Raw genomic sequence first — 17,933 nt, forward strand, 5'->3', positions numbered from 1 at the left:
TATCCCGTCTATCGACAAATGGCTTTGCCGATACCTACCCTACGTAGTGTCACAATCAGCTTGAATGGTCACTACGCGTATCCCCCAGAGAATCAAATGTCGTAAAAGTTACGCTCCGAGATTGCGCGCGAATTTATCACAAAATAAAATCTTCTGGCAATATATTTTCACAGGTTGCATATTGATTGAGATCACAAACAACAGCAAACGTTTACTCCATTCATTTTTAATCATATCAAACCGTATCGCTGCAGTTTTGCAACGTAAAGGTTCGTGCTTTAGAGGAAACAGACTATCGATAACAGCGATTCGAGGAACGGAAGAAACGGTTCAGAAGATCTGAAAAGAAAAAGCGTGAGAGGCATATTCAAAGCCCACCACTAAAAATGAAGCCTTGATGAAAACAGCCATGCGGAATGACAGATACGAAAAAGCCCAGCATAAATGCTGGGCTTTCGAATCTGGAGCGACACACGAGGTTCGAACTCGTGACCTCAACCTTGGCAAGGTTGCGCTCTACCAACTGAGCTAGTGTCGCAGATGTTGAGATGGTGCCCCGGGCCGGACTTGAACCGGCACAACGCGAACGTCGAGGGATTTTAAATCCCTTGTGTCTACCAATTCCACCACCAGGGCACACAAATTTCTTTGTGATGCCTTTACAGAAAAGTAAAACACCATCATCTGATACCGCTTAACGCCATATCATTTTTATTTGGAGCGACACACGAGGTTCGAACTCGTGACCTCAACCTTGGCAAGGTTGCGCTCTACCAACTGAGCTAGTGTCGCATTCATTCTCAAAGAGAATAATGGAGGCGCCTCCCGGAGTCGAACCGAGGTCCACGGATTTGCAATCCGCTGCATAGCCACTCTGCCAAGGCGCCTCATTTGTGAAGGAAGGTCAACTTCTTTCACCACCCTTTCGAGCAATGCTCTCTTGGGTACGGGATGCATTCTACGGATTCGAGCGATCGAGTCAACACTATTTTTATTTTTTTAAATCGTTTGACCAGATTTTGTGCGAAAGACGGTAAATTGATTAGTTTTAATACTGAGAATCTCCCAAAAACACTTGTTTATCATGAATTTTGGGCTACTTTCCTTCCCTTTATCATGTATTCCGCTAGCCCCCAACAGTAGAGAAATTCGTACTTGAGTATCCGACCACGGCCCAGCGAGTAAAAACCAGACTTAGATCACAGTTATTATTTAAGGCAGCTTTCCCTCAAGCAATAAAAAAGCAGGCTAATAGCCTGCTTTCTAAATTCATCTGTTTCGATTACTTAGTGATGTTCTTCATTAAGTAAATCATCTTTCGCCGCAGCTAGGTATTGAACCATAGACCAGTATGTTAAGAACGTGGCAACGTAAAGCGCTCCAAAGCCAAGCCATACCATCCAGTCGTCGTAACGCCAGATCAGAACCCAAAGGGCGAACATCTGAGATACGGTTTTGACTTTGCCGACCCAAGAAACCGCAACACTCGCACGTTTACCGATTTCTGCCATCCATTCACGCAATGCAGAGATGATGATTTCACGAGCAATCATTGTGACGGCTGGAATCGTTACCCAAATCGAGTGGTAATGCTCAGTAATCAAAATCAGCGCTGTCGCCACCAGTACCTTGTCTGCTACTGGGTCAATGAAAGCACCGAATCGAGAGGTTTGGCCTAACTTACGGGCTAACATGCCATCTAACCAATCGGTAAAACCCGCAACCCAGAAAACCATTGCCGCAGCAAAAGGAGCCCAAGAGTAAGGTAGATAGAAAACAACCACGAAAACTGGGATTAGGAACAGTCTAAGTAGAGACAGAATGTTCGGGATATTCAAACGCATTTTATTATTCTCTTACACATTGCGTGTTAATGTTGCGGGATTTTCCTTATTGTTTCAATGCTTGGAAAATAATTTCTGCCAAAGAGTGACTAATTCCTGGCACTTTGGCGATTTCTTCGACACTTGCCCGCTTGAGTTCTTGTAAACCGCCCATGTATTTCAGCAAAGCTTGACGACGTTTGGGACCAACGCCTTCAATCCCTTCTAACGCACTGGTACGTCTGGTTTTTCCGCGTTTGGCTCTATGACCTGCAATAGCATGATTATGGCTTTCATCGCGAATATGTTGAATGAGGTGCAGTGCTGGCGCATCACTTGGCAAGTTAAACTCCTCACCATCTACGGTAATTAAGGTTTCAAGCCCCGGCTTACGGGTTACCCCTTTTGCGATACCGATCATCGTTGGACGCTTTGGCCAGTCTCCCCAATATTGCGAAATGATCTCATGAGCTCTATTTAGCTGACCTTTACCACCATCGATAAAGATGATGTCTGGGATCTTTTCTACGTCCAACTGCTTTGAATAACGACGCTCTAACGCCTGCCCCATCGCAGCATAGTCATCACCACCTGTAATGCCCGTGATGTTGTAACGGCGATATTCTTGTTTTACCGGGCCTTCACCATTAAATACCACACACGACGCAATCGTACTTTCGCCCATCGTGTGCGAGATATCGAAACATTCCATACGACTTATCGACTCCATTCCCAACACCTCACGCAGCGCTTTGAAGCGTTGGTTAATGGTCATCTTATGGTTAATCTTAGTCGTAATCGCCGTCAATGCGTTGGTGTTGGACAGTTTGAGGTAACGAGCACGAGAGCCTGTCGGTGAAGTATGAAATTGCACCTTACGCCCTGCTACGTCACTTAACGCTTGCTGTATAGACAACACATCCTCACCTAGCTCTTGGTTCAAAATAATGCGAGAAGGGATGGTACGCGCCTCGTTATGACTCAAATAGTACTGAGTAAGAAAGCTATCGAAGACTTCTTGTTGACTGGTATTGTGCGGGATCTTAGGGAAATGACTGCGACTGCCTAGCACCTTACCCTGACGGATCATCAGGATATGGATACAAGCGATGCCGTTTTCTTGTGCAAAACCGAGTACATCCATATCGTCCATGCTGTCTTCAGAAACATATTGCTGCTCCTGAACACGACGAATAGCTTGAATTTGGTCTCGGAACTTAGCCGCGTCTTCAAAGCGGAGCTGCTGACTGGCCAACTCCATCTTTTCGATGAGTTGCTCTAGCACTTGCTTATCTTTGCCTTGCAAGAACAACCGGACCAAACCCACCAGTTCAGCATATTCTTCGTCGGAAATAATGGTACTGACACAAGGTCCTGCACAGCGACCAATTTGATACATCAAGCACGGTCGAGTTCGGTTAGAGTAAACCGTATCTTCACACTGTCGAACGGGTAAGATTTTTTGCAATAAATGCAACGTCTCGCGCACTGCACCAGAATCAGGATATGGACCAAAGTACTCACCTTTACGTTTTTTAGCACCACGATGCATAGATAATCGAGGATGTTTATGTCCACTAATAAAAATGTAAGGATAGGATTTATCGTCACGTAATAGGACATTGTACTTGGGTAAATACTGCTTGATGTAGTTATGCTCAAGAATGAGCGCTTCCGTCTCTGTATGAGTTACTGTGACATCAATCTTGGCGATATTGCTAACGAGGGCGCGGGTCTTTTCACTGTCTACTTTTTTACGAAAGTAACTGGAAAGACGCTTTTGAAGATCTTTGGCTTTGCCTACGTAAATAACAACAGCCTCGGCGTTGTACATTCTGTAAACGCCGGGCTGATGAGTTACTGTCTTGAGAAAGGAAGCCGAATCGAAGGGAGGATTCACACTAAAGGGTCTCGGTGTCCAGCATTCCATGGCGAATCGCTAAGTGTGTTAACTCAACGTCACCGTTAATGTCCAGTTTGCTAAACAGACGGTAGCGGTAGCTGTTGACTGTTTTTGGACTTAAATTCAATTGTTCAGAAATATCCGTAACTTTCTGACCTTTGGTGATCATCATCATGATCTGTAATTCGCGTTCTGAAAGGTCTTTAAATGGGTTCTCAGAGGCTGGTGAGAATTGACTCAACGCCATTTGTTGCGCGATCTCTGGGGAGATATAACGCTGCCCACTATTAACTACACGAATTGCATTAACCATTTCATCAGGACCTGCGCCTTTGGTCAAATAACCAGAAGCCCCTGCCTGCATCACCTTAGTAGGGAACGGATTTTCCGTATGAACGGTTAGTACGATGATTTTTACATCAGGATTCACGCGAAGAATTTTTTTCGTGGCTTCCAAGCCGCCAATTCCTGGCATGTTCATATCCATTAAAACAACGTCGGCATGATTACTGCGACACCATTTTACTGCTTCTTCACCGCTGTCAGCTTCTCCTGCTACGTTCATTCCACGGACGTCTTCAATAATACGTCGTATCCCTGTGCGAACCAGCTCGTGATCATCTACAAGGAAAACATTTATCAAACTTGTATCTCCACACTTTTATTGGCTCTGCACCCACATAACTTGGTTAAATGTGGATATCAGTATGAGTGCCTATATAATAACGCATTAGGCAAAAAATTGCTTTCTATGAATATGTGCTCAAACGCAAAATTTGGCAAGAACTTATTCATAAACCACTCTATTATTTGAGTGAAAGACCTGCAAAGCCGAAATTTAAGACAAGCTAATTAACAACAGAAATTCCCATAAATCAAGCAACTAGGTTTCATATTGTTTAGCAGTGCGCAATATCAACCCTAAATGGCTATTCCATAAGCGAGCAAACGTGGCCTAACAAGCGAAAACATGGGCTCTTCTTCCCCCATACCGACTCAGGGTTTTACTGGTTATTTTTACAGTTCTTAATGTTAGAATAGTGAACTCAAAGAATTATAAGGTTTCTCTCTTTTGAATATCCAACAAGGCTTCCTACTCACTCGTCAAGCACGAGACATCAAAGGCCAAACGCAAATTGAACTTTGGCTTTCGACAGAGGACGGACCAACTCAATTGCTGATTCATGGGGAAAAAACGGTGTTCTTTGTTGAACAAGCGCACCTTGAACAAGTCAATATGCTGGCTGCTTCAAAACAGCTCGAGGTGTCAGTAAAACCACTCCAACTCAAAAACTTCCAACACTCAGCTCTCGCGGCTTGCTACACCCACAACACCAAAGACGCTTTCGCTTTGCAAGATGCTCTGACACAAAATGACATCATTCATTATGAAGGGGATGTGCGCTTAGCTGATCGCTACCTTATGGAACGTTTTATCAAAGGTAGTATTGAGTTTACGGGCAACCAACAGTTCCTTAATGGCTTCCAACGTGTCCAAAATGCGAAATGCCGTAGTGGCGAATATGAACCAAATCTGCACGTTGTTTCCCTTGATTTGGAATGTTCAGAGAAAGGCATTCTTTATTCAATCGGTTTAGACAGCCCTGTAGATTCTCGCGTAATCATGATTGGTGAACCGGAGCCCGCAGAAACAAAAATCCAATGGGTGAAAGACGAGAGAGCATTACTTGAAGCTATGATTGATTGGTTTAAGCAGTTCGACCCGGATGTCATAGTTGGCTGGAACGTCATTGACTTCGACTTCCGCCTCTTACACAAACGTGCAGAATGGCACAGTATGAAGCTAATGATTGGTCGAGCGGATCAAGCCAGCTTTTTCCGGAGTTCAGCGCAAAGCCAGCAAGGGTTTATCTCGATTCCCGGCCGTGTGGTTCTCGATGGTATCGATACCTTAAAGACAGCAACATATCATTTCCGTTCATGGTCACTTGAGTCTGTATCTCAAGAGTTGCTTGGCGAAGGTAAAGAAATTCATAACGTGCATGACCGTATGGACGAGATCAATCGCATGTACCGATTGGATAAGCCCTCTCTTGCAAAATATAACCTGCAAGATTGCGTTTTGGTAAATAAGATTTTCGACCATACCCACCTCCTCGACTTCGCTATTGAACGATCACGTTTAACGGGAGTGGAACTGGATCGCGTAGGGGGCTCAGTGGCAGCGTTTACTAACTTGTATTTGCCACAGATTCACCGTGCAGGTTATGTCGCACCTAACCTACACCCCGAGAACTGGATCGCTAGCCCAGGCGGTTATGTGATGGATTCTATTCCGAATCTGTATGACTCAGTCTTGGTATTGGATTTTAAAAGCCTATATCCATCGATCATTCGTTCTTTCTTGATTGACCCAATGGGCTTAGTCGAAGGTTTACAGCTCGAAATCGGCAAGGCAGATGATGAAGCCGTCCCGGGATTCCGTGGCGGTCAGTTCCATCGCTCGAAACACTTCCTACCGGAGATGATTGAGAAGCTGTGGGCCGCGCGTGATGTCGCCAAAAAGAATAACGAGAAAGCCTTTTCGCAAGCAATTAAGATCATCATGAACTCATTCTATGGTGTGCTAGGTTCGTCTGGCTGCCGTTTCTTTGATACCCGCCTTGCTTCAAGCATCACCATGCGTGGCCATGAGATCATGAAGCAAACCAAAGTGCTGATTGAAGACAAAGGCTATCAAGTGATTTATGGCGATACCGATTCCACCTTCGTATCTTTAAATGGCGCTTATAGCCAAGAAGAGGCGGATGAGGTTGGGAATACGCTGGTCGACTACATCAACCACTGGTGGACGGAACACTTACGGAGTGAATACAACTTAACGTCTATTCTCGAAATTGAATACGAGACCCATTACCGCAAGTTCTTAATGCCGACAATTCGTGGAGCAGAGACAGGCTCTAAGAAACGTTACGCCGGGCTGATTGGCGAAGGCGAACAAGAGCGCATTATCTTCAAAGGATTAGAAAGCGCTCGGACTGACTGGACGGCTCTGGCACAGAAGTTCCAGAACACCTTGTATCAAATGGTTTTTCACGGTGAAGATCCAAGTGACTACGTGCGAGAAATGGTCGAGAAAACCAACAGCGGCGAATTCGATGATCAATTGGTGTATCAGAAACGCCTGCGTCGAAAGCTGCACGAATACCAAAAGAACATTCCACCACAGGTGCGAGCCGCACGCTTAGCAGATGACATCAATGCTAAACTTGGGAGACAGTTGCAGTATCAAAACCGTGGTCGAATCGAATACCTGATTACCGTAAATGGACCAGAGCCACACGAATACCTAAACAGTCCTATCGATTACCAACATTACATTGATAAACAACTAAAGCCGGTCGCCGATGCTATTCTGCCGTTTATCGGCACTGACTTTGAGCAACTGTCAGCGCCTCAAATGGGATTATTTTAGAAGATACTACGCATAGATGGCGTGGCTTAACCTATTCGGAACTCGGTTTTTTGATACTGCTTTACAAGCCAACTTCCAAAGCCATCCATCAAACCAACTACAGAGCGTTTGGGAATTGCTCGACCAGCCAGCAAGATACCCAAACGTTCGACCTCCAATTGCTTTTCAGGGTGATACTTCAAAAATACCTCACCGCATTCAACAGGATCATCAAACCAACGTTTATCTCGATACATCACCAACGAATAAGACGCTCGCAGTAATTTCTTCGCAATCACGATTTGTGCCGCTACCTGCTCTTTTACGCTGCTGGCTTGGCTAATCTTACTTCGATAGACTGAGATCCAATCTTCCACATCCATATTCCAGTGTTTAGCAATTTCCCAACTTGGAACATAATCGCCAAAACAATCGCCTAAGCTCTCACCATACACACAAACGCAACAATGCTTGAGCATAAACCCCCAAGTAAAAATACTGTCTAGGTTTGCTACCTCACTCACCAGCGCGGTACGAATAGAAACACCTTGAACTTGTGGGTGTCCCTGCTGCGCTCGCCATTTGATGGTGTTGAGTATTGTTGCTCGGTTGTTGTCAAAATTGGACTTCGTTACCACCACCAGATCAAGATTTGATTTACCTGCAATGGCACTTTTTCGCGCAACACTGCCATACACGTAAACACTATGCAGGTTAGCACCGAGGCCGCCTTTTAGGCACGCTAGCACCTCTCGAATAAGAGGTTCAAATTCTGGTTGGAAAGGTTGTTTTGGATTGATAACAGAGAGAGACATTGATTGAAACGCGATCTCGAGTTTTTAGCGAACGATGGTCAATATGATCCACTAGCTATGGTTTTGAATCAAGCCCATTCAGCCGTTTCATTAGGATTAAACAACAACGATTAATTTTGGTGCCAGACAAACAAGTTAGCGCTATAATCACCAAGTTTTGCTTAATAAGTGTAAATAGGAAAATACAATGCCAAAGGCAAGTGAAATCAAAAAAGGCTTCGCAATCGAGTCTAATGGTAAAACTCTTCTAGTTAAAGACATCGAAGTTACGACTCCTGGTGGTCGTGGCGGCGCTAAGATCTACAAAATGCGTTGTACAGATCTAAACACTGGCGCTCGTGTAGATGAGCGTTACAAATCTGATGATGTGGTTGAAACGGTAGAAATGAACAAACGTGCAGTTGTGTACTCATACGCTGATGGCGATGAGCACATCTTCATGGATAACGAAGACTACTCACAATACACATTCAAACACAACGAAGTTGAAGATGAGCTTCTGTTCATCAACGAAGACACTCAAGGTATCCACCTTATTCTAATCAACGGCTCTGCTGTTGGTATCGAGCTTCCTTCTTCTGTTGAGCTAGTGATTGAAGAAACTGACCCTTCAATTAAAGGTGCGTCTGCATCTGCACGTACTAAACCAGCACGCTTTGCTTCAGGCCTTGTAATTCAAGTTCCTGAGTACATCGCGACTGGTGACCGCGTGATCATCAACACGACTGAACGTAAATACATGAGCCGAGCATAAGCATGTCTGATTTGATTTCTTACGACGACGTTATCGACGCTGCGTACGACATCTTCCTTGAAATGGCTCCAGATAACCTAGAGCCAGCTGATGTCATTCTGTTTACTGCGCAATTTGAAGATCGTGGTGCCGCAGAGCTTGTTGAAACCGGTGATGACTGGGTTGAACATGTTGGCTTCGACATCGACAAAGAAGTGTATGCAGAAGTTCGAATCGGCTTAGTAAACGAGGAAAATGACGTACTTGATGACGTTTTTGCTCGTATGCTAATCAGTCGAGACCCAGAACATAAGTTCTGCCATATGCTTTGGAAACGTGATTAACGATTTCCTCATCATGATCAAAAACACCAGCCTCTCGCTGGTGTTTTTTTATGTCAGTAAGTTAAAGTTACGTGTGATTGGCAAACACGAAAGATTACGAACGCGAAACGCTAGATAAGAAAAAGGCTTGCCAAGTGGCAAGCCTTTCTAATTTTCGCTATCGATTAACGATGCTTGTTGCGTGCACCCTGATCACCTGCGCTCTTCTTTGGCTTACGGCGAGAAGGGTTGTTGCTGCGGCCTTTAGGCGTATTTACGCGCTCTTCGTGACGCTTAACAGCGCGACGGATTTTTTGGCTACGAGCACGTTCACGTTTACGTGAGGTGTTGTCTTTGTTCAGATCAAGCATGGTTTCTTTTTCTGGACGAAGCTCTACCAATTCGCGTAGGTAGTTTACTTCTTTAAGATCAAGTTCCATCCAACCACCACGAGGCAGTTTCTTATCCAGATAGATATCACCGTAACGAACACGTTTTAGGCGGCTAACCGTCGTATCTTGCGATTCCCACAGACGGCGAACTTCACGGTTACGACCTTCGTTGATAGCAACATAAAACGTGTGGTTCATACCTTCACCACCCGCATATACCACATCTTCGAAACGTGCCATACCATCTTCAAGTTCAACACCACGAACTAAGTTTTTCACTTTCTGTTCAGTTACTTCGCCGAAAACACGAACAAGGTATTCACGCTCAACCTGACGGCTTGGGTGCATAAGGCGGTTCGCCAGTTCCCCATCTGTTGTAAACAGCAGCAAACCTGATGTGTTAGCATCAAGACGACCTACTGAAATCCAACGAGAACCACGGATCTTTGGCAGACGATCGAAAACAGTGCGACGACCTTCTGGGTCGTGACGAGTACACAGTTCACCTTCTGGCTTGTAATAAGCCAAAACACGACAGATCACTTCTTCTTGTACCTTCGCAGACACAACGTGACCATCGATACGAACTACGCTGTTCTCATCTTCTAGTCTTTCACCAAGTTTAGCTACGACTCCGTTCACGCTAACGCGACCAGATTTAATTAACGATTCAATCTCGCGACGAGAACCGTGACCTGCGCGTGCTAATACTTTTTGTAACTTTTCGCTCATTTATCTACCTATGTGTCGTCTTCACAGACGTCGAGACCAGAATTGGTCTTCATTTTGCAAGTTACCCATGTAAATGGGATTTTTTCGGTCGGACATTATACGAGATTCTCCCATTTAATGTAAGTGAAATCGTCCAGATTATCTCGTTAAAATCTCGCTCTAAAACTCACACTTAACTCATCATCTTCTCCAACTTAGTACTAAGCCGCACTAGGGTAGAACCGCACTATTATGGGTCTGTCCACACCTCTGAATTTTTGGTGCACCTGATAAAATTATCAAGGTTATAAGAAAGATAACTGTTCAGCTTGCTAGCTCCCTTAATCAGATGAAAAGGAATAATAAATGTCTCATACAAATCTTGACCTAAATTGGATATTTGGCACCTCAGAAGACGACAACATGACCGGAACAAAAGGCTCAGATACCAACGACGTTTTCGTCGGTTTTGGTGGCGATGATAAGTTTGTTGGTTTCGACGGAAATGACTATGTCTTTGGTTGCCGTGGTGACGACACTCTATTAGGCGGCAGAGGTGATGACTTACTAGCTGGTGGTTCAGGCGACGATTACTTGTCTGGCGGCTTGGGTAATGACTCTCTATTTGGTGGTTGTGGTGACGATACGATTTTCGACTACTCTGGCAACAACTTCATCAATGCCGGTTGGGGTGATGATACGGTCGTCGTTGGTGATGGCAACTCTGTGATTGCTGGTGGGTGTGGTGATGACACGTTCGTAATGACAAACCGTCTTGCGGTTGGCGTTCCAGATCAGCCAGTTTCCTCAAACGACATTGAAGTGAAAGCAGAGATCCTAGACTTCAACATTTGCCACGATAAGCTTGTGTTTGATATGGGTCTCGATACCAACGACGATGGTATTCGCGACACGTTCCTCGATTCCGCAGACGACCTAACGCTGTCATACAACGACTTTGGTTGGGCTGTGTTCTCTAGCGACGAGTTTAATGTGGAAGTAACGTTGAAAGGTATTGATGCGGGTTACATGAACTACATTGAGCACCACAATATCGATATCTTTGACTTCGCATAATCCACGAATGTGAACTTCTACTCATTGATTCAAAAATTAAAGGGAGGCGTCTTCGCCTCCCTTTCTTATTTAGCTTTGTGCTAGTTTCGTATTTGCTTTTGAGTTGACGAGCTTACTCAAATGGCGCTGGGTCTCCAGAACCTACGCGTGCTATCACTTGCTCACCATCACTAAAGTCAATCACTGTTGTCGGTTGCTCACCCAGATACCCACCATTAAGGATGACATCAACCGCGTGCTCTAATTTGTCACGAATATCCTCAGGGTCCGATTCCGTCACGTCACTACCTGGCAAAATTAGCGATGTTGACATCAACGGCTCGCCAAGCGCTTCTAATAAGTCCAATGCGATACGGTTATCTGGAACACGGATACCAATCGTTTTGCGTTTTGCGTTCATCAAACGACGTGGCACTTCTTTTGTGCCTTTGAAGATAAAAGTGTAAGGACCCGGTGTGTTGTTTTTCAGTAGTCGGAATGCCGAGTTATCCACTCGTGCGTACAGAGAAAGCTCCGACAAATCGCGGCACAACAACGTAAAGTTATGCTTGTCATCCAGACGACGGATCTGACAAATTCGTTCCAGCGCCTGCTTGTTCTCCAATTGACAGCCTAGTGCGTAACCTGAATCGGTTGGGTAAACCACCACACCGCCGTTACGAATGATTGCTACTGCTTGATTGATCAAGCGAGCCTGTGGGTTTTCTGGATGAACGTAAAAAAACTGGCTCATTGTAATTCCTCATTATCGAACCTCTCGGCTCTATATTTTTTATGGCGTTTCGACTTCGTCAGGTTGAGCATTCAACGAAGGATCAATACCCCAATCTTTCCAAACTGGTTCTACACCCGCAGGCAACCAGAGGTTTCTTCCCAGCTCCATCCACGGTGACGGATAGTGAAAATCACTGCCTTGAGAAGCTAATAGTTTGTATTGTATAGCATAATCAGCCAAGTTGCGTCTTTCTTGTTGTGCTTGTTGGGGCTGAGCCACTTCCATAGCATCACCACCCGCCTCCACAAACGCAGCCAGCATTCGCTTCACCCATTTGGCGGTAAGTTGGTATCGCCCTGGATGTGCTAAAACAGCTTGTCCACCAGCAGCATGAATCGCGTCGACAGCGTCTTTCATCGAACACCAGTTCGGTGGAACATAACCTGGATTGTTACGCGTCAAAAACTTCTTGAACACCATCTGCATGTTTTTTGCGTAGCCATTGTCCACAAGCCATTTAGCAAAGTGAGCTCGTGTGATTGGCGCATCACCGGCAATTAACTGAACTTCTTCGAGCACCCCATCGCGAGTGGCTTTCTGTAGACGCTCTGCAATCAGCTGCGCCCTTGCTACGCGATGCGTTTTCTGTTGCTGAATTAACTCAACCAATGCTGGGCTTTCCGGATCAATATTCAAACCCACAATATGGATGTCTTTGTTCTGCCAAACAGTCGAGATCTCGATACCGTTAATGATTTTGAGCGGCAGATTATTTTCTTCAACGTATTGCTTGGCCGGAGCTAAGCCGTCAACCGTATCATGATCCGTGATCGCCAAAACCTCGATATCAAAACTTAGTGCCCGATCCACCAAATCACTCGGCGCAAATCGACCATCCGAGGCTGTAGTGTGGCTGTGTAAATCAATTCTCATCTTTTTGTCGTTTTAATGCTGTTTTGGGGTTGACTTTTTATCTCCGCACTAGTTAACTAGTACACAAATACGAAGTACCTATTTAAGGCTCACCATGTTACAAGAATTTAACCAAAACCAGAAAGCGAAAGTTGCGGTTCGTCTGAATAAGATGAATTCCGTAGACGTTGCTTGGTGGCGCACTTGGACAAGTTCTTGGTGGGCGAACGTGTACTTCTAGTTTAGAGAATTAAATGTCACAAAGCCCGCTACTTCAGCGGGCTTTTTGTTTTGTCGTCCATCTCACATTCAACTGCTTAAACATTCATCGAATATGACCAAAACTTGATTGGGTGAACGTTTGCTTTATGCGACTATGTACGGCAGGAAGATGTAAACAGCTATAAGGAGGTCTTGTGAACAAGGCCATTGAAATTAAGAAACTTGGACAGCTTGAAGTGCTTACGGCTTCCGTCCCTTATACTCAAGACCCGACTCGCTTGTTCCACACGCTATGTGAGAACAAAACTGACAGCCTATTGCTGGAATCTGCTGAAATCGATTCAAAGCAAGACTTGAAATCCCTGTTACTGGTTGATTCGGCAGTTCGTATCGTCTGCTTTGGTCACACTGTCACCATGCAAGCTCTCACGGGTAACGGCAAAAACCTACTAGCACACTTAAACCAAAATGTCCGTGGTGATGTCTCTCGTCAATTTGACGTTGACACATTAACGCTAGAATTTACACAACCATGCGACACACTGGATGAAGATTCTCGTCTACGTGAAGCGTCATCTTTTGATGCACTTCGCTTGGTTCAGCACAGCTTCGATATCTCAGAGCAAGACAAACACGCAATTTTCCTTGGTGGTCTATTTGCCTACGACTTAGTTGCGAACTTCGAACCGTTGGGCAATGCAGAAGCAACTAACCAATGCCCAGACTACGTGTTTTACGTAGCAGAAACGCTATTGGTTGTGGATCATCAGACAGAGTCTTGCCATTTGCAGGCAACTTTGTTTGTCGATGATTCTCAAAAGTCAGCGTTAAAAGCAAGAATCGAAGAAATCAGTACTCAATGTACTTCTCCTAAGCTGCTACCTAGTGCCGCCCAACTTGAGAATGTTCACGCTCAACCTAGCATCGAAGATAAAGACTTCTGCCAAATCGTTCGTGACCTTAAAGAGTACGTAGTGAAAGGCGATGTATTCCAAGTCGTACCATCTCGTCGATTCACGCTACCTTGCCCTTCTCCATTGGCAGCCTACAAAGAACTTAAACAGAGCAACCCAAGCCCTTACATGTTCTACATGCAAGATGAGCTATTCACTTTGTTTGGCGCATCACCAGAAAGCGCGCTTAAGTACGAAACCGATACCAACCAAATTGAAATCTACCCAATCGCAGGCACTCGTCGCCGTGGCAAGCGCCCTAACGGCGAGATTGATTTCGACCTAGATAGCCGCATCGAACTTGAACTGCGCACCGACAAGAAAGAAAACGCAGAACACATGATGTTGGTTGACTTGGCACGTAACGACGTCGCTCGTATTGCTCAAGCTGGCACTCGCCACGTAGCAGACCTTCTAAAAGTCGACCGCTACAGCCACGTAATGCACTTGGTATCTCGTGTGGTCGGTCAACTACGTGAAGACCTAGACGCACTGCACGCATACCAAGCGTGTATGAACATGGGCACGTTGACAGGCGCACCTAAGATTCGCGCAATGCAGTTGATTCGCGATGTAGAAGGCGCACGTCGCGGTAGCTACGGTGGTGCTGTGGGTTACCTAACTGGTGAAGGCACACTCGACACCTGTATCGTGATCCGCTCAGCGTACGTTGAGAACGGCATTGCTCAAGTTCAAGCTGGTGCTGGCGTAGTATTCGATTCTGATCCACAAGCGGAAGCAGACGAAACGCGCGGCAAAGCACAAGCAGTAATCTCTGCTATCCAAGCAGCGCATAAGTCACAATAAGGAATAGGGTTCAGAGATGGCTAATATCATTTTTATCGACAACTTTGACTCGTTCACCTACAACCTTGTGGATCAATTCCGCTCGCTAGGTCACTCAGTCAAGATTTACCGAAATAACATCCCAGCACAAACCATTGAACAAGCGGTGAACGAGCTTGAAAACCCAGTGGTTCTGCTATCGCCTGGTCCTGGTGCACCGTCAGAAGCAGGCTCAATGCCAGAACTGATTCAACTGATGAAAGGCAAAGTTCCAATGATCGGCATTTGTCTTGGTCACCAAGCGATTGTTGAAGCGTACGGCGGTACCGTTGCTGGTGCAGGCGAAATCATTCACGGTAAGGTCTCCATGATGGAGCACCAAAACCATGCGATTTACCAAAACCTACCATCACCACTTGCGATTGCGCGTTACCACTCGCTAGTTGCGACCAAGGTTCCTGAGAGCCTAGCCATCACAGCAGAAGTGGATGACTTGGTAATGTCTGTTGTACATGAAGAAGATAAAGTTTGCGGGTTCCAGTTCCACCCGGAATCTATTATGACGACCTACGGAGCAACACTGTTGGCCAATGCCATTGAATGGGCACTTGAAGAACAAACTTCAGCGAACCCACTCACTGCTTAAAAAGCACTTGGCACATAAGAAATTTAGGAGAGGAAATATGGAAGCAATCATCAACCCTATTATTACTAAACTGTACGAGCAAGAATCGCTTACTCAGGAAGAGAGCCAACAGCTATTCGACATCATTATCCGTGGTGAACTAGACCCAATTTTGATGGCGTCAGCACTGACTGCACTAAAAATCAAAGGCGAAACACCAGATGAAATTGCAGGCGCGGCGAAAGCACTTCTGGCAAACGCAAACCCATTCCCTCGCCCAGATTACGATTTCGCAGATATCGTAGGTACTGGCGGCGACGGTCACAACACCATCAACATTTCAACCACTGCGGCGTTTGTTGCTGCAGCATGTGGTCTAAAAGTAGCGAAACACGGTAACCGCAGCGTCTCCAGCAAATCAGGCTCTTCTGACCTTCTTGATTCATTTGGTATCAATCTAGCAATGAGCGCAGAAGATACGCGCAAAGCGGTAGACGATATCGGTGTTGCTTTCCTATTTGCACCTCAATACCACGGTGGTGTGCGCCATGCGATGCCAGTGCGTCAAACCATGAAAACACGTACCATCTTTAACATTCTTGGCCCACTGATTAACCCAGCTCGTCCAAACATCGAATTGATGGGTGTTTACAGTGAAGAACTGGTTCGTCCTATCGCAGAAACCATGCTACAAATGGGTATGAAGCGCGCCGCGGTCGTACACGGCAGTGGCTTGGACGAAGTAGCAATTCACGGTGAAACAACCGTTGCCGAAATCAAAGACGGTAAGATCACAGAATACAAACTAACGCCTGAAGACTTCGGTCTAGAAGCACACCCACTAGAAGCGATCAAAGGTGGCGATCCTGAAGAAAATAAAGCGATCATTACCAATATTCTGACGGGTAAAGGTACAGACGCACAATTGGGCGCAGTGGCAGTAAACGTTGCTCTGCTAATGCGTCTATTCGACCACGAAGATTTAAAAGCCAACACGCAACAAGCGATTGAGGCAATGAATTCAGGCAAGGCGTACCAATTGGTACAACAACTTGCCGCACACGCTTAAGGAATTGAAGAAGATGACTGACTTCAACACTCAGCAAGCTGGCAACCTGTCTGAACACGTTTCTAAGAAAGAAGCAGAAATGGCAGAAGTACTGGCGAAAATTGTCCGCGACAAATATCAGTGGGTAGCAGACCGTAAGGTGTCTCAACCGCTAAGCACATTTCAGTCTGATTTGCTGCCATCGGACCGCAGCTTCTACGATGCTCTGAGTGGCGAAAAGACGGCATTCATCACCGAATGTAAGAAGGCATCTCCTTCTAAAGGTTTAATTCGTGATCACTTCGACTTGGATTACATTGCATCGGTTTACAACAACCATGCAGATGCCATTTCAGTCTTAACAGACGAAAAGTACTTCCAAGGTAACTTTGACTTTCTTCCTCAAGTGCGTGGTCAAGTCAAACAACCAGTTATTTGTAAAGACTTCATGGTAGATACCTACCAAGTTTACCTAGCGCGTCATTACAGTGCTGATGCTGTCTTACTAATGCTGTCTGTCCTCAATGACGAAGAGTACAAAGCGCTAGAAGAAGCAGCACACAGCCTGAACATGGGCATCCTGACCGAAGTCAGCAACGAAGAAGAGCTTCATCGTGCCGTTAAGCTAGGCGCACGCGTTATCGGCATCAATAACCGGAACTTGCGCGACCTAAGTACTGATTTGAATCGTACTAAAGAGTTGGCACCGACAATTCGCGAATTAGCACCAAACGCGACCGTGATTTCAGAGTCTGGCATTTATACGCATCAACAAGTTCGTGATTTAGCGAAATACGCAGACGGATTCTTGATTGGTAGCTCGCTGATGGCAGAAGACAACCTTGAACTTGCAGTACGCAAAGTCACGTTGGGTGAAAACAAAGTGTGTGGCTTAACGCATCCAGATGACGCAGCAAAAGCGTATCAATCTGGCGCAGTATTTGGTGGCCTGATTTTTGTCGAGAAGTCGAAGCGTGCGGTTGACCTTGAGGGTGCTCGCTTAACCATGAGCGGTGCTCCACTGAACTACGTAGGCGTTTTCCAAAATCACGATATCGATTTTGTTGCTTCTGTCGTGACCTCTTTGGGTTTAAAAGCAGTGCAGCTGCACGGTCAAGAAGACCAAGCTTACGTAAACCAACTCAAAGCCGAACTGCCAGCAGCGGTAGAAATTTGGAAAGCTTACGGTGTGACAGATGCGAAGCCAGAACTGCTTGCAGACAACATTGACCGCCATCTACTAGATGCGCAAGTCGGCACTCAAACAGGCGGAACCGGCCAAGTGTTCGACTGGTCACTGATTGGCGACCCAAGTCAAATTATGCTAGCGGGCGGACTGTCGCCAGAAAATGCTCAACAAGCAGCGACACTAGGTTGCTTGGGATTAGATTTAAACTCTGGTGTAGAAAGCGCACCAGGCAAAAAAGATTCACAGAAGTTGCTCGCGGCATTCACCGCCATTCGCAACTACTAAAGCTGG

Annotated in this window: 16 protein-coding genes, 4 tRNA genes and 1 other annotated feature; of the genes, 9 read left to right on the forward strand and 11 right to left on the reverse strand. The window is 45.7% G+C overall.

Translation table 11 applies throughout. From position 1 onward, the window contains the following. Positions 1-462: 462 nt before the first annotated feature. The 7 genes from ATB76_RS18315 to uvrY all read right to left on the reverse strand — a co-directional run bounded on the left by ATB76_RS18315 (position 463) and on the right by uvrY (position 4,369). A tRNA-Gly gene (locus ATB76_RS18315) sits at positions 463-538 on the reverse strand. Between the two features lie 11 nt (positions 539-549). After that, positions 550-636: transfer RNA gene (locus ATB76_RS18320), tRNA-Leu, on the reverse strand. Positions 637-716: 80 nt separating this feature from the next. Further along, a tRNA-Gly gene (locus tag ATB76_RS18325) sits at positions 717-792 on the reverse strand. Between the two features lie 21 nt (positions 793-813). Continuing rightward, positions 814-887, reverse strand: a tRNA-Cys gene (locus tag ATB76_RS18330). 399 nt (positions 888-1,286) lie between these two features. Further along, positions 1,287-1,844: a CDP-diacylglycerol--glycerol-3-phosphate 3-phosphatidyltransferase gene (gene pgsA / locus ATB76_RS18335; protein ID WP_005530466.1), complete on the reverse strand. Its 558-nt coding sequence runs from the start codon at positions 1,842-1,844 to the stop codon at positions 1,287-1,289. Between the two features lie 46 nt (positions 1,845-1,890). Continuing rightward, positions 1,891-3,723 (reverse strand): excinuclease ABC subunit UvrC, encoded by a 1,833-nt coding sequence (gene uvrC, locus ATB76_RS18340; protein ID WP_096030925.1) that lies wholly within the window; start codon positions 3,721-3,723, stop codon positions 1,891-1,893. A gap of 1 nt (position 3,724) precedes the next feature. After that, on the reverse strand, positions 3,725-4,369 hold the full coding sequence (uvrY, locus tag ATB76_RS18345; protein ID WP_005434947.1) for a UvrY/SirA/GacA family response regulator transcription factor: 645 nt from the start codon (positions 4,367-4,369) through the stop codon (positions 3,725-3,727). Between the two features lie 429 nt (positions 4,370-4,798). On the opposite strand from uvrY, the gene ATB76_RS18350 reads away from it, so the two are divergent. Next, positions 4,799-7,162, forward strand: a complete 2,364-nt coding sequence (locus tag ATB76_RS18350; RefSeq protein WP_061035875.1) for a DNA polymerase II — start codon at positions 4,799-4,801, stop codon at positions 7,160-7,162. A 26-nt stretch (positions 7,163-7,188) separates the two neighbouring features. Here ATB76_RS18350 and ATB76_RS18355 read toward each other — a convergent pair whose 3' ends face one another. Continuing rightward, positions 7,189-7,956, reverse strand: coding sequence for a nucleotidyltransferase domain-containing protein (locus ATB76_RS18355; protein WP_061035876.1), 768 nt, complete (start codon positions 7,954-7,956; stop codon positions 7,189-7,191). A 187-nt stretch (positions 7,957-8,143) separates the two neighbouring features. On the opposite strand from ATB76_RS18355, the gene yeiP reads away from it, so the two are divergent. Both yeiP and ATB76_RS18365 read left to right on the forward strand, forming a co-directional pair. Next, a complete protein-coding gene (yeiP, locus tag ATB76_RS18360) occupies positions 8,144-8,710 on the forward strand; it encodes an elongation factor P-like protein YeiP (RefSeq protein ID WP_005431209.1) in 567 nt (188 codons plus the stop codon). Between the two features lie 2 nt (positions 8,711-8,712). Continuing rightward, positions 8,713-9,033: an HI1450 family dsDNA-mimic protein gene (locus ATB76_RS18365; protein ID WP_005431208.1), complete on the forward strand. Its 321-nt coding sequence runs from the start codon at positions 8,713-8,715 to the stop codon at positions 9,031-9,033. Between the two features lie 164 nt (positions 9,034-9,197). Here ATB76_RS18365 and rluB read toward each other — a convergent pair whose 3' ends face one another. Further along, positions 9,198-10,136, reverse strand: coding sequence for a 23S rRNA pseudouridine(2605) synthase RluB (rluB, locus tag ATB76_RS18370; RefSeq protein WP_038871854.1), 939 nt, complete (start codon positions 10,134-10,136; stop codon positions 9,198-9,200). Between the two features lie 345 nt (positions 10,137-10,481). On the opposite strand from rluB, the gene ATB76_RS18375 reads away from it, so the two are divergent. Further along, positions 10,482-11,192: a calcium-binding protein gene (locus tag ATB76_RS18375; RefSeq protein ID WP_038871856.1), complete on the forward strand. Its 711-nt coding sequence runs from the start codon at positions 10,482-10,484 to the stop codon at positions 11,190-11,192. Positions 11,193-11,304: 112 nt separating this feature from the next. Here the strand turns inward: ATB76_RS18375 and ATB76_RS18380 are convergent, their stop codons facing one another. Together ATB76_RS18380 and ATB76_RS18385 are read right to left on the reverse strand one after the other, a co-directional pair. Continuing rightward, complete coding sequence (locus ATB76_RS18380; RefSeq protein ID WP_038871858.1) at positions 11,305-11,925, reverse strand: L-threonylcarbamoyladenylate synthase; 621 nt, start codon at positions 11,923-11,925, stop codon at positions 11,305-11,307. A gap of 39 nt (positions 11,926-11,964) precedes the next feature. After that, positions 11,965-12,840 carry a PHP domain-containing protein gene (locus ATB76_RS18385; protein ID WP_038880503.1) on the reverse strand — a complete coding sequence of 292 codons (876 nt, stop codon included), beginning with the start codon at positions 12,838-12,840 and terminating at the stop codon, positions 11,965-11,967. Positions 12,841-12,934: 94 nt separating this feature from the next. Between ATB76_RS18385 and ATB76_RS18390 the strand changes: the two genes are divergently transcribed. The 5 genes from ATB76_RS18390 (at position 12,935) to trpCF (ending at position 17,927) form a co-directional block, all read left to right on the forward strand. Next, a complete protein-coding gene (locus tag ATB76_RS18390; RefSeq protein ID WP_042603980.1) occupies positions 12,935-13,060 on the forward strand; it encodes a trp operon leader peptide in 126 nt (41 codons plus the stop codon). Continuing rightward, positions 13,007-13,110 (forward strand) — a sequence feature (Trp leader region). Its footprint overlaps the gene before it by 54 nt. Before the next feature lie 125 nt (positions 13,111-13,235). Next, a complete protein-coding gene (locus ATB76_RS18395; protein ID WP_042603981.1) occupies positions 13,236-14,801 on the forward strand; it encodes an anthranilate synthase component 1 in 1,566 nt (521 codons plus the stop codon). Between the two features lie 16 nt (positions 14,802-14,817). Continuing rightward, complete coding sequence (locus ATB76_RS18400; RefSeq protein ID WP_038880512.1) at positions 14,818-15,426, forward strand: aminodeoxychorismate/anthranilate synthase component II; 609 nt, start codon at positions 14,818-14,820, stop codon at positions 15,424-15,426. 37 nt (positions 15,427-15,463) lie between these two features. Continuing rightward, complete coding sequence (trpD, locus tag ATB76_RS18405; protein WP_061035877.1) at positions 15,464-16,474, forward strand: anthranilate phosphoribosyltransferase; 1,011 nt, start codon at positions 15,464-15,466, stop codon at positions 16,472-16,474. A gap of 13 nt (positions 16,475-16,487) precedes the next feature. Then, positions 16,488-17,927 (forward strand): bifunctional indole-3-glycerol-phosphate synthase TrpC/phosphoribosylanthranilate isomerase TrpF, encoded by a 1,440-nt coding sequence (gene trpCF / locus ATB76_RS18410; protein ID WP_061035878.1) that lies wholly within the window; start codon positions 16,488-16,490, stop codon positions 17,925-17,927. Positions 17,928-17,933: the final 6 nt, after the last annotated feature.

This window comes from Vibrio sp. MOR3, from assembly GCF_001557775.1.
GTDB classification, from domain to species: domain Bacteria; phylum Pseudomonadota; class Gammaproteobacteria; order Enterobacterales; family Vibrionaceae; genus Vibrio; species Vibrio jasicida.